The sequence below is a fragment of the Noviherbaspirillum pedocola genome (assembly GCF_016632335.1).
Taxonomy (GTDB): Bacteria; Pseudomonadota; Gammaproteobacteria; order Burkholderiales; family Burkholderiaceae_D; genus Noviherbaspirillum_A; species Noviherbaspirillum_A pedocola.
Map to the genome: position 1 here is coordinate 452,183 of NZ_JAEPBG010000003.1, position 15,600 is coordinate 467,782.

Below are 15,600 nucleotides of genomic sequence, written 5' to 3' on the forward strand. Positions count from 1 at the left end.
AGACCGCAAGCATGCGCATGAACGACAAGGCCCGCACCGTATTCCGGTGCGGGCCTTGTCATGATCGAACCCTGCGCGAACCGCGCGTCAGCGATTGACCAGTTCGCGCGGCTGCAACAGTGCCATCAGCGCGCCGGCCACGAGCGCCGCCGAGACCAGGTACATGCCGGCATTGGTGCTGTGTGTCATGTCCTTGAGCCAGCCGATGATGGACGGGCTGACGAAGCCGGCCAGGTTGCCGATGGAGTTGATCATCGCGATGCCGGCCGCGGCGGCTGTTCCCGACAGCAGCGAGCTCGGATACGTCCAGAACACCGGCATCGTGGCCAGCATGCCGGCGGTGCCGAGCGACAGCGCCACCATTGCCAGCGCCACGTTCGCGCCATACACCGTGGACAGGAACAGGCCAAGGCCGCCAAGCGCGCTGACGATGGCGAAGTGCCAGCGGCGTTCACGCATGCGATCGGCGCTGCGGGCCACCAGCAGCATGGACACCACCGCGCAGCCATAAGGAATCGCGGTTAGCAGGCCAACGTCGAGCGCATCCTTCACGCCGGCGGCCTTGATCAGGGTCGGCAGATAGAAGCTGATGCCATACAGGCCCATCATGCAGCAGAAGTAGATCGCGGCCATCAGCCATACCCGGGCATTGCCGAAAACGCGCGACAGTGAATGGTCGGCATGGGCATGGGTCTCGGCGGCGATGTTGTCTTCGAGGATGCGCTTTTCCGCATCCGACAGCCAGCCCGCGGCGCGGATCGAATTCGGCAGGTAGAACAGCGTCATCACGCCGAGCACCAGCGAAGGAACGGATTCGATCAGGAACAGCCATTGCCAGCCGGCCATGCCATGCACACCGGCAAAGGCATTCAGGATCCAGCCGGACAGCGGACCGCCGACCACGCCGGCAATGGGAATGCCGATCATGAACAGCGCATTCATGCGGCTGCGGCGCGCGGCCGGATACCAATAGGTGAGATAGAGCACGATGCCGGGGAAAAAGCCGGCCTCGGCCACGCCAAGCAGAAAGCGCATTGCATAGAACATCGCCGGGCTGGACACATACAACGATGCGGCGGAAATCACGGCCCAGGTGATCATGATGCGGCCTATCCATACGCGTGCGCCGACGCGATGCATGATGATGTTGCTCGGCACTTCGAAGAAGAAATAGCCGATGAAGAAGATGCCGGCGCCAAGGCCATAGACCGTCTCGCTGAATTTCAGATCATTGAGCATCTGCAGCTTGGCGAAGCCGACATTGACGCGGTCGAGATAAGCGGCCACGTAGCACAGGAACAGGAAGGGCAGCAGGCGCCAGGTGACCTTGGCATACAGCGCGGCCTCGGCCGCAGTGTCTGCGCGCGCGGCCGATTTGAGGTGGGAAGTCGTCGTACTCATGTCTCACACGGATGGTTCGGGAAAGGAAAGGCAGCGCAGCGAGGCTTTTCCCATGCAGCAATCGGTGGCTTCGGCCCAGGCAGATCGCCGTTTTCAACGCAGTCGCGGTGAAAGGAAACCGAAGTGGATGCTTGCAGGCCAGGCTGGCAGTTGGTGATGCAGCAAGGCCGGGATTATCGCTCGGACATCTCAGCACGATGCCATTAAATACATGAATGTTTTTGCATCCAGACCGCGCCCTCGACTATGCGATGAAAAAACTTTCACGTCGCATGCACACGGGAATCCGACTGTGCACCGCTGCAACTTTGCATACGACAACTTATTTGAGAGAATGCCGCGCCAAATTTTGGGAGCATGGCCTTGGCGGCGAACCAGATACGGGCAGGAAAACTCCGCATGCCGGAGCTTGGGCATAAGCAGCCGGCTTCATTGCTGGACCGCCTGCTGGAGCGGCGGGAGCAGCTGGATCGATCCTCCGACTCGACGCGCTGGCAAACACATCGTGCCGCCGCTCTCGGCCTGAACGACCCCACCGCCGCCGCGCGCACGCTGAAGGTGGCTCCGGGCCGGGTCAATCGTTTGATCCGTTCTGGCGCGGTGCGGCTGTATCCGGTCGACGAGCGTTACCGCTACGTACGGGTGAAGGAAGTCAAGCAAGCGCTGGAAGATGAGCTTGCGGGCCTGCGGGACGAGAGCGCGGCCTGATCCATTGCATGGGGGGCGGCACGACTTCCCACTCCTTCCTCCCCATCGCATTCGGCCCAGCCGGCCAGCATCACCCCACACAAAGATCGGCCGGTTTGCTGCCGCCCACAAGCAGCGTAGCCATGGCCGGGCCTGGGCATCGGCACGACTTGCGCCACCGCTCGATATCGTTGTTTTCCGCTGTTTTCCCCATCCCGCTTTGTCCTTCGTCATGGATGCGTTGCGTGCATGCCATCGGCCGAGCCCGATACATTCTATGATTTTGTATATCGTAGCTGCCGCCTTCAGAAAACCGGGAACGAGATGCCATGACGACATTCCGCAGACGCATACACTGCGCATCGACGGCCATCGCCGCGACACTGATTGCGCTGCCCGCCGCACAGGCGCAGGACAGCGGCGAGCCGAAGACCGCCGTCAGTGGCGAAGCCAAGACAGCCAGGACCGGCGCGCTCGAGGCCGGCGCAAAGCTGCTGCAGCGCAAGGCGCCCATGCGCGGCTTCGACGTCTATCTGGTCGGCTTTCATCCGATGAAGGACCATCCCGAGATACAGATGGAGGCGCATCATTACTGCCATCAGGTCAACGAGGACTTCGCGCAATGCGTGCTGTTCGACGGCAATACGGCAAAGGCGAACATGAACGGCGTGGAGTACATCATCTCGGAAAAGCTGTTCAATACCTTGCCCGAGGGCGAGCGCCAGTACTGGCATCCGCATAACGGCGAAATCCTTTCCGGACAGCTGGTGGCGCCAGGCATACCCAAATCAGCGGAAAAGTCGCTGATGAAGCAGAAGATGAACAGCTATGGCAAGACCTGGCATTTCTGGAACAGCGGCATGGAAGGACAGGCCGGCGACAAGCTGCCCATGGGCGAGCCGATGCTGGCATGGTCCTTCAACCGCGACGGCGAACTCCTGCCCGGCATGCTGGAAAAACGCGATCGCGCCTTCGGCATCGATACCGAAGCCGCGCGCAGTGCCCGCGCTTCCCTGCAGCCGCTGGCCAAACCGCAGGCCGGCGTGGACGACCTGAAGGGCAAATTTGGCCGCGCAACCAAGGACATTCCCGGCGTGGTCGACATGAAGGCCGGCGCCACGCCGCGATGACAACATTGATTGATTGATCCGATGGAGAACCGCATGAATCTTTCCCAGGCAGCAGAACCAAGCGACTTCGATTCCGACCGCGTGCGCCGCGTCAGTTCAGAAACCGCCAACAGCGAGATCGACCGGCGCACCGAAATGCGTATCGGCCGCTACATCAGCGAAGGCCCGCAATCAATGCGCCGGCGCATCGCGGAGCTCGATGAGGAATGGGATGTCGAACGCATGCTACAGGTGAATGCCTCGTCGCTGGCGCTGTCCGGCCTGGTGCTGGGCCTGACGGTGAACCGCAAGTGGTTCGCGCTGCCCGCCGTCGTGCTGCCCTTCCTGCTGCAGCATGGCCTGCAGGGCTGGTGTCCGCCGCTGCCGCTGCTGCGGCGCATGGGCGTGCGTACCCGCGGCGAGATCGACCGCGAGAAGTATGCGTTGCTGGAAGCGCTGAAGCAGGAGTGAGGCCGGCAAGGTATTGCCATGATGGCTGCGTCAGTTGACTCTGCCGAATCGGCATGTCAGCGCAGCAGCGGCAATACTGTCTTCAGCACCATGCCAAGCGCGACCATTGCCGCCACGGCAGCGAAGGCGCGCTGCGTATGCGCGCTGGCCATGCGCTCGGCCACGAAACGCCCACCCGTCATGCCGGCCAGCGCGCCGGCGCAAAACGGCAGGGCCGCGGCCCATTCCAGGCGTTGCGCCGCGATGCTCGACGCCACGCCGCTTGCCGACACCAGCGCGATCACCGCGAGCGAAGTGGCAATCGTCGCGTCCATGGACAGATCGGTATAGCGGCGCAGCGCCGGCACCATGACGAAACCACCGCCCACGCCGAGCAGGCCCGACAACAGGCCAGCGATGCCGCCGGCGATGGTAAGTGCCCGCGCGCACGGTCTGGTCCAGATGAAGCGGCCGCTGGCGGTATCGCGCACGCATGGCGGCGGGCGCGCGCCGGCGTCGGTCTGTGATGCGCTGCCGCCGGCCTTGCGGAAACCGCGGTAAGCCACGATCGCCAGCACCATCGCGAACAGCAGCGTGAGTCCGCGATTGTCCACGCGCGCCGCAAGCCACAGCCCCAATGGCGACAGCAGCATGCCGGCCCCGGCGATGAGCAGCGCCGCGCGATAGCGCACGACGCGCTTCTTCAATCCGATCACGGCGCCCAGGCCGGCGGCCATGCCTACGGCGAGCAAACCGATCGGTCCGGCCTGGGCCATGCTCATGCCGGCACCGAATACCAGCAGCGGCACGGCCAGAATGCCGCCGCCGGCGCCGGTCAAGGCCAGGATGGCGCCGGTGGCCAGGCCCAGCAGCAGATAAAGCGTCATCATCGCCTCCGGTGCAGCCGCGCCATCGATCCGGCCCTCATCATGCCTGCGTGCGTCGCGAGCAGGTGCGTATGCCCAGCAGCGTGTACAGCGGACACCAGCCCGCCAGACCGGTAACGAGCGGCACCAGGCCGATGAGCGCGGCCCAGCGCAGGCCGTCGCCGAGGACGAAGTAAAGCGACAGGATGATGAGGCCGGCAACGATGCGCAGCGCGCGATCGGTGTTTCCAACATTTGCTTGCATGGCTAGCTCCTTTTTGCATGAGAAGACGATACACAGGCACTTCAGCACGACACTGCCGGCACTACGCATTGCGACCGCGGCATGCACCCATGCCGCCCTGTCGTCCGCCGATGCGCCGGCCCTTCACGAAACGACTTCCTTCGTCGCCACCGCATCCACCAGCTCGGGCTGCACCATCCATTCGCGGCCCTTCAACATGCCTTCCCAGTACAGCGGCGGCAGGATGCGCTCCTTCAGCAGCCAGGCCAGGCGCGACGGCCGCGTGCCGTCGATGAGCCACTTCGGAAAGCTCGGCGCCAGCTTGCCGCCGTACAGGAATTCAGCCAGTACGATCTTGCCGCGCTCGACCGTCAGCGGGCAGGAGCCGTAGCCGTTGTAATGGGCCTCGCTCCGCGCTTCCTTGCCGCGGCCGCAGGCGGCCAGCACGTTGTGCGCCACCACGGGCGCCTGCGCCCGCGCGGCCGCTGCGGTCTTGGCGTTCGGCGTGTTGCCGGCGTCGCCCAAGGCATGCACGTTGGCATAGCGCTTGTGCCGCAGCGTCGCCGGGTCGACGTCGACCCAGCCGGCCGCATCCGCCAGCGGACTGACGCGGATGAAGTCCGGCGCCTTCTGTGGCGGCACCACGTGGATCATGTCGAATTCGCGCTGCACGAAGTCTTTCGTGCCGTCGGGGTTGGTACGGGCGAAGGTGGCGATGCGCCTGTGGCCGTCGATGGCGCTCAGCGCATGCTGGAAGTTCAGGTGTATGCCATAGGCCCGCACATATTCCATCAGCGCCGGCACATACTCCGGCACGCCGAACAGCGCGGCGCCGGCATTGAAGAAACCGATTTCGGTCTTGTCCAGCACGCCGGCGCGGCGCCAGTGGTCAGCGGCCAGATACATCGCCTTCTGCGGCGCGCCGGCGCACTTGATCGGCATGGGCGGCTGGGTGAACAGCGCCCGGCCGCCGCGCAGGTTCTTCACCAGCTCCCAGGTGTAGGGCGCGAGCTGATACAGGTAATTCGAGGTCACGCCATTGCGGCCCAGGGATTCGGCCAGGCCATCGATCGCATGCCAGTCCAGCTTCAGGCCCGGGCAGACGATCAACTGCTGATAGCGCACGACGCGGCAGCCGTCGAGGATCAGCGCATCGCGCTCCGGTTCGAAAGCGGCGACGGCTGCCTTGATCCAGTGCGCGCCGCGCGGAATCAACGAGCCCATCGCGCGCACGGTGTCGCGCACATCGAAGACGCCGCCGCCGACCAGGGTCCAGCCAGGTTGGTAGTAATGCACATCGGCCGGATCGATGATGGCTACATCCAGGCCCGGACTGCGCGCAAGCAGGCTGGCCGCCACCGCGATGCCAGCCGCGCCGCCGCCGACGATGACCACCTCGTGCGTCAGTTCACCCGCGTCCACCGGGAGCCGCCCACCGTTGGCGATGCGGCGCACCACGCCCTTCAAGTCATAGCCGGCGCTTTGCGCGGTATCGAGGATCTCATGCAGCGGCAGCTTGCCGGTCTGCGACAGGGCCCACATCGTGGTTGAGCGCATGCCGGTACGGCAATACGCCAGCACCGGCTTGGGCAACTCCGCCATCAGCACGGCGAATTGCGCGCCCTGGTCATCGCTGACCTTGCCCGGTTCGGCCGGCAGGTAGCGCGCCTCGATGCCTGCCACGCGGGCCGTGGCCTCGATCTCGGCGAACACCGGCTGGTCATTGCCTTCGCCATCGGGCCGGTTGCAGATCAGCGCGCGTATGCCCGCAGCGCGCAGCGCCGACATGTCCGCCGGCAGGATCTGCGGGGCAACGAATAGCTCGGCAGTCAGTTTGTGTGCATCCATGGTCGTCTCCACGTCGGTGTCTTGCCTATGCGTCAGAGCGCGTTGAGCGGGATCTTCAGATAGCGCCGGCCATTGGCCTCGGGCTCGGGAAGATGGCCGGCGCGCATGTTGACCTGCACCGACGGCAGGATCAGCACCGGCATCTCCAGCGTCGCATCGCGCTTCGTGCGCATGGCGACGAACTCTTCCTCGCTGATGCCGTCGCGCACATGGATGTTCTGCTCGCGCTCCTCGGCCACGGTGCTGATGAAGCGCAGCGCGCGGCCGTTCGGCTGATAGTCATGGCACATGTAGAGCCGGGTGTCGGGCGGCAGGCTGAGCACGCGATTGATCGAGCGATACAGCGTGCGCGCATCGCCGCCGGGGAAGTCGCAGCGGGCGGTGCCATAGTCCGGCATGAACAGCGTGTCGCCGACAAAGGCCGCGGTGTCATCGCCGTCGGTGATCACGTAGGTCATGCAGGCCGGTGTATGCCCGGGTGTGTGCATCGCCCGCGCGCGCAGGCTGCCGATGGAGAATTCCTCTCCGTCCTCGAACAGGCGGTCGAACTGGCTGCCGTCGCGGGCAAAGCCGGGGCCAGCATTGAACAGTTCCCCGAAGGCCTGCTGCACCGTCCGGATATGGCTGCCGATGGCAACCTGGCCGCCCAGCCTTTCCTTCAGATACGGCGCTGCCGACAGGTGGTCGGCATGGACATGGGTTTCAAGCAGCCACTGCACCTTCGCGCCAAGTTCGTTTACCCGCGCGATCAGGCGGTCGGCGCTCGCCGTGCCAGTGCGGCCGGATTTCGGATCGTAGTCGAGCACGCTGTCGACGAGCGCGCAGCGCTTTGTCTCGGTATCGAGGACGAGGTAGCTGATGGTCCAGGTATGAGGATCGAAGAATCCCTCCACTTGCAGACTGTGTCTTGCCTTCATGATCGTTGCTCCACCCTTGGGCGATGTGGTGATGTCATCGCTATGGCAAGCGGCGTGCCATCGCGATGCAGCAAGCGGAAATTCAATGCAAGTGGTTGATTCAACGACCAAATTTAATTGGTTAGCCGCGCTAGAAGCGTACTGCTCATCGTTTCGCCGGCATGCCATGGCAGTATTTGGCAGTCATTGGCACCGGAAATGGCAGTGCCAGAACGGAATGTCACATCAGCGCAGGCCAGGTCGATATCTGTAGCGGACAGCAATTTACCCATGCCTGGTTGAGAACAAGGCCACGGAGGACAGACATTCTCATTCCGACGGAATCAGCGGCTCCATGCGCCCGTCAGCATTGCGAGTAGCACGATTGCCAGAAGTGAGATCGCGGATGCTTCCGGCACGGGTTTCGGCGAATCTTCGCAGAAAGCGAAACTCGGATTATCGTTTCCTGCGGCAACCGGTCCTGAGATAAAAATTTGGACTGAAATTCTGATGCCATCGATCGGAATAAGAATTCGGACGGAAAGGTGCCGAAATCGAATTGGTCGAAAGTAAACCTCGCCCCGGCTTGATCCGCTCTGAGAGCCCGCGAGGTCTATGAACCTGCCGCTATTCGACAGAATAAAACTGCTCGGGGAATTTTCCACCGCGTTGGAAATGCCGGATCGCGCTGGAAAATAGCGATTGCAATACTTCAAATTTTCGGCAGTTTCGCCCGCGCCGCTGTGAACGTCCATCCTGCAAGTCATGGTGGATGCAAGCAAATTGGGGAAAGGGGCAGCCGCCAGAAACGATGCATGCAGGATGATGGAGATTACATGGGAAACACGAAACATCATTCCCGCCCCGGCAACGTCGACCTACGCCATCCCAATTTTTCGATAAATGGAACGCCGGAAAAACAATAATGTGCATCCTTTGTAGTACGTCAATATTGTCGTGCACCGGTTTGTAAAGATTGCATATTCAACTGAAACTGAAATTCATTCAGGTAACTATCCTCGCAGATAATTGATGAGAAAATTTCAGAATGAGCAGTTCTCTGCAAATGCGGGAAATGTAAAGAACAGTCGAAAGGAGGCGATGCATCAGGACGCGTTCCTTAAGCTGGACGAGGCAGCGGAGGAGCGACGCTGGATATCGCAGACTGCAGCCAGAGAGATTGCCGAAATCGAGCATTTCAGGGACAGTGAATATCGCTCGGCAGACGTGAATGCACTCCTTGATTTTTATGTGCTCAATTTCGTCGATCCGCTGATGGCGATGATGCATGAAGCTCCCCATGTCGCCGACATTGGAACGGGATACGGCTGGCTGGCTATCGCTTTCGCATTGAGAACGAATGCCCGAGTCGTCGCAGTGGAACAGGACAACGCAAGATTGCGCGCAGCCAGAAAAATTGCCACCGTGCTTGGCGTGGAAGACAGAATTCAATGGACGCAGGGATCCATCGCGGAACTTCCGCTGGAGGACCGTGCATTCGATGCGGTCTATTGCATCGAGGTTATTGAACACACCGGGGTCAATCGGAATTACATCAGGGAATTGGCCCGTGTAACCAATGACATCCTGGTGATCACCACCCCCAATAAATTATTTCCAATTATCAACCACGATACTGCACTGCCGTTTTGTCATTGGCTTCCTCTCCGGCTTCGTGATCACTATGCCGCCAGATTCGGGAAATCATCGCTGCAACAAAACAATATGTTCTGGTCCCCTACCACGCTTCTTTCCTCGCTTGAGGATTTTGACCGGATATCACGCTTCATGCAGTTCGAGGATTACCGAACCTATCGAAATGCGGAAAAGCTGTTGAATGGCAGGTCTGGCAAGACGGCAAATCGATGCAAATCCTGTTATTTCTTTCTTGTCTCGAAACTGGGAAAGCACGCAATATTTTTCGTTCCCAATCTCGCTTCCACATTTCGGCGGCGACGATGAGCGAAATTACGAATCTCGAAATGCGCAAAATCGCCGATTTATTGGACGCTTACATTTCCATTCATCGTGTGCTGTACCGAATTGCGCGTTGCAGAAAGCGGGCGGGTGTGAGGGCATCGCAAGTTTCCTGAGCAGGAAAAGAATCGCCCCGGAGTCTCGTGGCCAGCGAATACAATCTAGCTCCAAACTACGACCATCCCCTGCCGTTCGCCCCCGTCTTCTGCAGCATCCGGGAGCGCTGCGCGGCAACGGTGATCGTCGGACTTCGCGGATCCGCCATGAACAGCGACAAGCTCGGCGCCCAAGTGCAGGCGCTCATCTCTTACCTAGACCAGGAAGCGCAACCCGCGATCGTGCTCGACACCGAGTACAACATTCTCGCTTCCAACACCGCCTACCAGCGGCAATTCGGCACGGCCGGCGCATCGGTCGTCGGGCACAAGTGCTTCCGCGTCTCGCATCACTACGAATTGCCGTGCGATCTGGCCGGCGAACATTGTCCGATGAAAAAGGCGCTGGAAAAGCGCGGACCGGACCGGGTGCTGCATATTCATCACACGCCGCGCGGGCCCGAGCATGTGAACGTGGAGCTGCGGCCGATCCTGGACGACGAACGCAATGTGGTGGCTTATGTCGAGCACCTGGTCACGGTGCGCCAGGCGTCGGCAAGGGCGAGCAGCGAAGGTCTGGTCGGACGCTCGCCACGCTTCATGGCGGCACTGGAAGCGCTGCAGCGGGTCGCGCCTTCACGGCTGCCGGTGCTGCTGCTGGGTGAATCGGGCACCGGCAAGGAATTGTTCGCCCGCGCCCTGCATGAAGCCAGCGACCGCGCGCGCGGCCCTTTCGTCGTGGTCGACTGTTCGGGACTGACCGAGACCCTGTTCGAGAGCGAACTCTTCGGCTATGAGCGCGGCGCCTTCACCGGCGCGGCCACGCGCAAGCACGGCCTGGTGGAAACCGCGCGCGGCGGCACGCTGTTTCTCGATGAGATAGGCGACGTGCCGCTCGGCATGCAGGTCAAGCTGCTGCGGTTGATCGAAACCGGCGCGTTTCGCCGCGTCGGTGGCGTGGAAACCCTGCATGCGGATTTCCGGCTGGTGGCCGCAACCCACAAGCCGCTGCGCGACATGGCCGCCGACGGCAGCTTCCGCCAGGACCTGTTCTACCGGATCAGCGCGTTTCCAATCGAGCTGCCGGCGCTGCGCGAGCGCATCGAGGACCTGCCCATCCTGGTCGATTCCTTCCTGCAGCGCATGGCCGGCGCCTCCGGGCCGCTGCGCATCACGCCGCAAGCGATGGCCGCGCTCGCCGCCTATGCCTGGCCGGGCAATATCCGCGAACTGCGCAATGCGCTCGAACGCGCCAGCCTGTTTGCCGACGATGGCGTGATCGATACGGCGCAGTTGCCGCCGTTGCTCTGCGGCGTAGCGCACCACACACCGCTGTCGCCGGCCACGTTTCCGAGGAGGACATGGACGGACGCGGATCTGGCGACGCAGGCGCGGGCCTTTGCGGGCACGCGGCGCGAGCTGGCGCGCCACCTCGGCCTGAGCGAACGCACGCTGTACCGCCGCTTGCGCGGCCTGGGCATCGACGACGAGCCCGGCTGAAAGCCGGGGTCGCCGGCACCGCGCAATGCCGTGGCGCGATTCAGCGCGCCGCCGGCACCAGACTGCCATCCACACGGCGCCAGATGCCGAGCGGATTGTCATCCCGCAGCGCCTGCGGCAGCAGGTTCGCCGGCAGATCCTGGTAGCACACCGGACGGAGGAAACGGCGGATCGCCAGGCTGCCCACCGAGGTGCTGCGCGGATCCGAAGTCGCCGGGAACGGGCCGCCGTGCACCATCGCATGACAAACCTCTACGCCGGTCGGATACCCGTTGACCAGGATGCGGCCCGCACGGCGTTCCAAAGTTGGCAGCAGCGCGCGCACCGCCTCGGCGTCGCCGTCTTCCATCTGGATCGTCGCGGTCAACTGGCCTTCGAGGCGCTCGGCCACAGCGCGCATGTCGTCGAGACTCTTGCAGCGGATCACCAGCGAAGACGCGCCAAAGATTTCTTCCTGCATCTCCGTGTCCTTCAGGAAGGCATCGGCCGTGGTGGCGAACAGGCCGGCCTGGCAGGAATGCATGCCTACGCCGCGCTTGCCGCGCGCCAGCGCTTGCACCTGCGCATTGCCGGCGATCCGGTCCACGCCGCGTTCATAGGCCGCGTGTATGCCGGGGGTCAGCATGGTTGCGCCGACATTGGCCCCCAGCGCTTCGCTGGCGGCGGCAATGAAGCCATCCAGATCCGGGCCTTCCAGCGCCAGCACCAGTCCGGGATTGGTGCAGAACTGGCCGGCGCCCATCGTCAGCGAAGCAACGAAGCTGGCGCCGATGGTGGCTGCGCGCAAGGCCAAAGCGCCCGGCATCAGGAACACCGGGTTGATGCTGCTCATCTCGGCATAGACCGGAATCGGTTCGGGACGGTTGTTGGCAGCACGCACCAGAGCCATGCCGCCGGCGCGCGAACCGGTGAAGCCGACGGCCTTGATGCGCGCATCGGTGACCAGCGCCACCGCCGCTTCGCGCTCGGTGAATAGCAGCGAGAACACGCCTTCGGGCAGGCTGCAATCGGCGACCGCATCGCGTATGGCCCGGCCCACGAGCTCGGACGTGCCCGGATGCGCGGAATGGGCTTTCACGATCACCGGGCAGCCGGCGCCCAGGGCCGAGGCGGTATCGCCGCCGGCCACCGAGAATGCCAGCGGGAAGTTGCTCGCGCCGAAGACCGCGACCGGGCCGACGCCGATATGGCGCTGGCGCAGGTCCGCGCGCGGCAGCGGCTTGCGCTCGGGCAGCGCCGGGTCGATGCGCGCTTCGAGCCAGCCGCCTTCGCGCACCACGTCGGCGAACAGGCGCAGCTGGCCGACGGTGCGGCCGCGTTCGCCTTCGATGCGCGCGCGTGGCAGGCCGGATTCGGCGACCGCGCGCTCGATGAGCGCGTCGCCTAGGTCGAGGATGCGCTGCGCGATGCGCTCCAGGAAAGCGGCGCGCGCGTCGAGCCCGGTATCGCGATAGGCATCGAATGCGGCCCAGGCCAGCGCGCAGGCGCGTTCGACCTCATTGGCGCCGGCCAGTCCGAACGCGGGCTGCAGGGTTTCGCCGGTGGCGGGATTGATGCCGTGCACGCTGCCGTGCTCGCCGCGAACGGCGGTGGCACCGATGAACATTTCACCAGTCAACATGGTTTGCTCCGTGGGGATGAAGTTGTGAGAAAGCTTGGAGAACGTATGTAGGTTGGGCTGGCAAGCCCAACATCAGGCGCTTGCGGAGCGCGAACATGCGGGCATCCTTCGCGGGTTGGGCTGCAAGCCCAATATCAAACGCTCGCGGACCGCCAGCAAGTTGGGCATCCTTCGTCAGCCCAACCTACCAACACTGTCAGGTCACCGGCGCCGGATTGAACAGCGTCAGCGCGTTGTGCAGCTTCCAGCGCTCGGCCCAAGTTTTCTTGCGGCCGCTGGCGACATCAAGCATGAAGCGGAACAATTCCCAGCCGGTATCTTCGATGGTGGCCTCGCCGGTGGCGATCTTGCCGGCGTTGATGTCCATCAGGTCATGCCAGCGCCGCGCCAGGTCGTCGCGCGTGGCGACCTTGATCACCGGCACTTCGGCCAGGCCGTACGGTGTGCCGCGGCCGGTGGTGAAGACATGCAGGTTCATGCCGGCGGCCAGCTGCAGCGTGCCGCAGATGAAGTCCGAAGCCGGCGTGGCCGCGTACAGCAGGCCGCGGCCCTTCGCCTTCTCGCCCGGACGCACCACGCCCGAGATCGGACTGGTGCCGGACTTGATGATCGAGCCCATCGCCTTTTCGACGATGTTGGCCAGCCCGCCGCGCTTGTTGCCCGGCGTGGTGTTGGCGCTGCGATCGACGCCGCCCTGCTTCAGGTAATCGTCGTACCAGGCCATCTCGCGGATCATCGCCTGCGCCACCTCTTCGCTGGCGGCGCGCGCGGTGAGCTGGTCGATGCCGTCGCGCACTTCGGTGTTTTCCGAGAACATCACGGTCGCGCCGGCGCGCACCAGCAGGTCGGAGGCAAAGCCGACAGCCGGATTGGCGGTCACGCCGGAGAAGGCGTCGCTGCCGCCGCACTGCACGCCGACCACGAGGTCCGAGGCCGGGCAGGTTTCGCGGCGGCGCTGGTTCAATGCCTCCAGATGGCGCTCGGCGGTGGCCATGATGGACGCAATCATCGATTCGAAGCCGACATGCTCGGCATCCTGCAGGCAGACCAGGGCTATGCCCTCGCCCTCCTGTCCATGCTGCCGGATCGGGATCGTATCGGCGGGGAACATGCGCGTGGGCTGCAGCTTTTCACAGCCCAGGCTGACCAGCATCGCGCGGCCGCCGAAGTTCGGGTTGCTGGCAATATTGCGCAGCGTGCGGATCGGGATGTCGGCATTCGGCGCATCGATGGCCACGCCACAGCCATAGGTGTGTTCGAGGCTGACCACGTCATCGACGTGCGGATACTTCGGCAGCAGCTCGGCCTTGATGCGCGTCACCGCGAAATCGACCACGCCGGACACGCATTGCACCGTGGTGCTGATGGCCAGGATGTTGCGGGTGCCGACCGAGCCGTCGGCATTGCGATAACCCTCGAAGGTATAGCCTTCCAGCGCCGGCTGCGGCGCAGGCACGCGGTTGGCGATCGGCAGGTTCTCCAGCTCGCGCGCCGGCGGCATCGCCACCAGCGACTCCTCGACCCAGGCGCCGCGGGCAATGTCGCGCCGCGCGCGGCCGATCATGACGTTGTAACGCAGGATGGGCTCGCCTTCGGCGATGTCGCGCAGCGCGACCTTGTGGCCTTGCGGCACGGCTTCGATCAGCGTCAGGCCGCAGGGAAAGACGGCGCCGGCCGGCAGGCCGCGGTCGTTGACCACGATGGCGACGTTGTCGCTGTCGTGCATCGTGATGTAGCGCGGCGTGGTGGCGGTGTTGCTGGTCATGTCAGTTGGTCTCCGGTGGTCGGGCGTCAATGTCTCGCAGGGTGGGTGCAACCCACGCGGCTGTCCGCTGCTCGCTGCGGTATGCGATGCACCGCGTGGGCGGAGCAGGCCCTAAGGAACCGCTCAGCTCGATCAGTCCTCGTAGGTTGGGCTGACAAGCCCAACATGTTCGCGGCCCGCGAGCCTGTAATGTTGGGCTTAACAGCCCAACCTACGCAACTTACTGCTTGCCCAGGCGCTCGATCAGCACGCGCAGCTCTTCATGCTCGGCTTCGGTGCAGTCCACCAGCGGGCTGCGCACCGGGCCGGCGTCGTGGCCGACCAGGCGCGCGCCGGCCTTGACGATGCTGACCGCATAGCCGGCCTTGCGGTTGCGGATCGCCAGGTAGGGCAGGAAGAATTCATCGATCAGGCGGTTCACCGTGGCATTGTCGTCGGCAGCAATCGCGTTGTAGAACTCGATGGCGGTCTTCGGGATGAAGTTGAACACCGCCGACGAATACACCGGCACGCCCAGCGCCTTGTAGGCCGCGGCATAGACTTCCGCGGTCGGCAGGCCGCCGAGGTAGGTGAAGCGATCGCCCATGCGGCGACGGATGGCGACCATCGATTCGATCTCGCCCACGCCATCCTTGAAACCGATCAGGTTCGGGCAGCGGTCAGCCAGCTGCGCCAGCGTCTCCGGCGCAAAGCGCGAAATGCCGCGGTTATACACGATCACGCCGAAGTTCACCGAGCGGCACACCGCTTCCACGTGCGCGGCCAGGCCGTCCTGGCTGGCTTCGGTCAGGTAATGCGGCATCAAGAGGATGCCGTGCGCGCCGAGGCGCTCTGCTTGCTGCGCATAGGCGATCGATGCGCGGGTCGAGCCGCCAGCGCCGGCGATGATGGGCACCTTCCCGCGGCAGGTGTCGACCGCGGTCTTGATGATGTCCGCATACTCTTCGCCATCGAGCGAAAAGAATTCACCGGTGCCGCCGGCGGCGAACAGCGCCGAGGCGCCGTAAGGGGCGAGCCATTCGAGGCGTTCGACATAGGTATTGCGGCGGAAATTGCCCTGCTCGTCGAAGTCGGTCAGCGGAAAGGACAACAGGCCCGAGGACAGGATTTGCTTCAGTTCTTGAGGATCGATGCGCATGAT

14 protein-coding genes are annotated in these 15,600 nt (G+C 63.6%); 5 read left to right on the forward strand and 9 right to left on the reverse strand.

The features are described from left to right. Positions 1–87: 87 nt before the first annotated feature. Positions 88–1,401, reverse strand: coding sequence for an MFS transporter (locus JJB74_RS10490; RefSeq protein WP_200591795.1), 1,314 nt, complete (start codon positions 1,399–1,401; stop codon positions 88–90). A 363-nt stretch (positions 1,402–1,764) separates the two neighbouring features. On the opposite strand from JJB74_RS10490, the gene JJB74_RS10495 reads away from it, so the two are divergent. The 3 genes from JJB74_RS10495 (at position 1,765) to JJB74_RS10505 (ending at position 3,668) form a co-directional block, all read left to right on the forward strand. Beyond that, a complete protein-coding gene (locus JJB74_RS10495) occupies positions 1,765–2,109 on the forward strand; it encodes a hypothetical protein (protein WP_200591796.1) in 345 nt (114 codons plus the stop codon). A 308-nt stretch (positions 2,110–2,417) separates the two neighbouring features. Next, complete coding sequence (locus JJB74_RS10500) at positions 2,418–3,218, forward strand: OBAP family protein (protein WP_200591797.1); 801 nt, start codon at positions 2,418–2,420, stop codon at positions 3,216–3,218. 33 nt (positions 3,219–3,251) lie between these two features. Next, on the forward strand, positions 3,252–3,668 hold the full coding sequence (locus JJB74_RS10505; protein ID WP_234484085.1) for a hypothetical protein: 417 nt from the start codon (positions 3,252–3,254) through the stop codon (positions 3,666–3,668). 56 nt (positions 3,669–3,724) lie between these two features. Here the strand turns inward: JJB74_RS10505 and JJB74_RS10510 are convergent, their stop codons facing one another. The 5 genes from JJB74_RS10510 to JJB74_RS10530 form a co-directional block, all read right to left on the reverse strand. Then, positions 3,725–4,534 carry a sulfite exporter TauE/SafE family protein gene (locus JJB74_RS10510; RefSeq protein ID WP_200591916.1) on the reverse strand — a complete coding sequence of 270 codons (810 nt, stop codon included), beginning with the start codon at positions 4,532–4,534 and terminating at the stop codon, positions 3,725–3,727. Positions 4,535–4,574: 40 nt separating this feature from the next. After that, entirely contained in the window at positions 4,575–4,778 is a 204-nt protein-coding gene (locus JJB74_RS10515; protein WP_200591798.1) for a YgaP family membrane protein, read from the reverse strand. Positions 4,779–4,901: 123 nt separating this feature from the next. After that, entirely contained in the window at positions 4,902–6,605 is a 1,704-nt protein-coding gene (locus tag JJB74_RS10520; protein ID WP_200591799.1) for a bifunctional protein tyrosine phosphatase family protein/NAD(P)/FAD-dependent oxidoreductase, read from the reverse strand. A gap of 32 nt (positions 6,606–6,637) precedes the next feature. After that, positions 6,638–7,522, reverse strand: coding sequence for an MBL fold metallo-hydrolase (locus JJB74_RS10525; protein ID WP_200591800.1), 885 nt, complete (start codon positions 7,520–7,522; stop codon positions 6,638–6,640). A 323-nt stretch (positions 7,523–7,845) separates the two neighbouring features. Beyond that, entirely contained in the window at positions 7,846–8,358 is a 513-nt protein-coding gene (locus tag JJB74_RS10530) for a hypothetical protein (RefSeq protein ID WP_200591801.1), read from the reverse strand. A 175-nt stretch (positions 8,359–8,533) separates the two neighbouring features. Between JJB74_RS10530 and JJB74_RS10535 the strand changes: the two genes are divergently transcribed. Together JJB74_RS10535 and JJB74_RS10540 are read left to right on the forward strand one after the other, a co-directional pair. After that, entirely contained in the window at positions 8,534–9,463 is a 930-nt protein-coding gene (locus JJB74_RS10535; RefSeq protein WP_200591802.1) for a class I SAM-dependent methyltransferase, read from the forward strand. 278 nt (positions 9,464–9,741) lie between these two features. Then, positions 9,742–11,073 carry a sigma-54 interaction domain-containing protein gene (locus JJB74_RS10540; RefSeq protein ID WP_200591803.1) on the forward strand — a complete coding sequence of 444 codons (1,332 nt, stop codon included), beginning with the start codon at positions 9,742–9,744 and terminating at the stop codon, positions 11,071–11,073. A 40-nt stretch (positions 11,074–11,113) separates the two neighbouring features. Here the strand turns inward: JJB74_RS10540 and JJB74_RS10545 are convergent, their stop codons facing one another. From JJB74_RS10545 to kdgD, 3 genes are all read right to left on the reverse strand, one after another. Next, on the reverse strand, positions 11,114–12,694 hold the full coding sequence (locus JJB74_RS10545; RefSeq protein ID WP_200591804.1) for an aldehyde dehydrogenase (NADP(+)): 1,581 nt from the start codon (positions 12,692–12,694) through the stop codon (positions 11,114–11,116). Between the two features lie 196 nt (positions 12,695–12,890). Beyond that, positions 12,891–14,459: a galactarate dehydratase gene (garD, locus tag JJB74_RS10550; RefSeq protein WP_200591805.1), complete on the reverse strand. Its 1,569-nt coding sequence runs from the start codon at positions 14,457–14,459 to the stop codon at positions 12,891–12,893. 220 nt (positions 14,460–14,679) lie between these two features. Next, complete coding sequence (kdgD, locus tag JJB74_RS10555; RefSeq protein ID WP_200591806.1) at positions 14,680–15,597, reverse strand: 5-dehydro-4-deoxyglucarate dehydratase; 918 nt, start codon at positions 15,595–15,597, stop codon at positions 14,680–14,682. Positions 15,598–15,600: the final 3 nt, after the last annotated feature.

What these genes read in the sequence shown, in the direction of transcription:
- JJB74_RS10505 (WP_234484085.1), top strand. Translation starts at nt 3,252, where the DNA reads ATGAATCTTTCCCAGGCAGCAGAACCAAGCGACTTCGATTCCGACCGC.
- JJB74_RS10510 (WP_200591916.1), bottom strand. Translation starts at nt 4,534, where the DNA reads ATGACGCTTTATCTGCTGCTGGGCCTGGCCACCGGCGCCATCCTGGCC.
- JJB74_RS10535 (WP_200591802.1), top strand. Translation starts at nt 8,534, where the DNA reads ATGAGAAAATTTCAGAATGAGCAGTTCTCTGCAAATGCGGGAAATGTA.
- JJB74_RS10540 (WP_200591803.1), top strand. Translation starts at nt 9,742, where the DNA reads ATGAACAGCGACAAGCTCGGCGCCCAAGTGCAGGCGCTCATCTCTTAC.
- garD (WP_200591805.1), bottom strand. Translation starts at nt 14,459, where the DNA reads ATGACCAGCAACACCGCCACCACGCCGCGCTACATCACGATGCACGAC.
- JJB74_RS10545 (WP_200591804.1), bottom strand. Translation starts at nt 12,694, where the DNA reads ATGTTGACTGGTGAAATGTTCATCGGTGCCACCGCCGTTCGCGGCGAG.
- JJB74_RS10530 (WP_200591801.1), bottom strand. Translation starts at nt 8,358, where the DNA reads ATGATGTTTCGTGTTTCCCATGTAATCTCCATCATCCTGCATGCATCG.
- JJB74_RS10520 (WP_200591799.1), bottom strand. Translation starts at nt 6,605, where the DNA reads ATGGATGCACACAAACTGACTGCCGAGCTATTCGTTGCCCCGCAGATC.
- JJB74_RS10490 (WP_200591795.1), bottom strand. Translation starts at nt 1,401, where the DNA reads ATGAGTACGACGACTTCCCACCTCAAATCGGCCGCGCGCGCAGACACT.
- JJB74_RS10515 (WP_200591798.1), bottom strand. Translation starts at nt 4,778, where the DNA reads ATGCAAGCAAATGTTGGAAACACCGATCGCGCGCTGCGCATCGTTGCC.
- JJB74_RS10500 (WP_200591797.1), top strand. Translation starts at nt 2,418, where the DNA reads ATGACGACATTCCGCAGACGCATACACTGCGCATCGACGGCCATCGCC.
- kdgD (WP_200591806.1), bottom strand. Translation starts at nt 15,597, where the DNA reads ATGCGCATCGATCCTCAAGAACTGAAGCAAATCCTGTCCTCGGGCCTG.
- JJB74_RS10525 (WP_200591800.1), bottom strand. Translation starts at nt 7,522, where the DNA reads ATGAAGGCAAGACACAGTCTGCAAGTGGAGGGATTCTTCGATCCTCAT.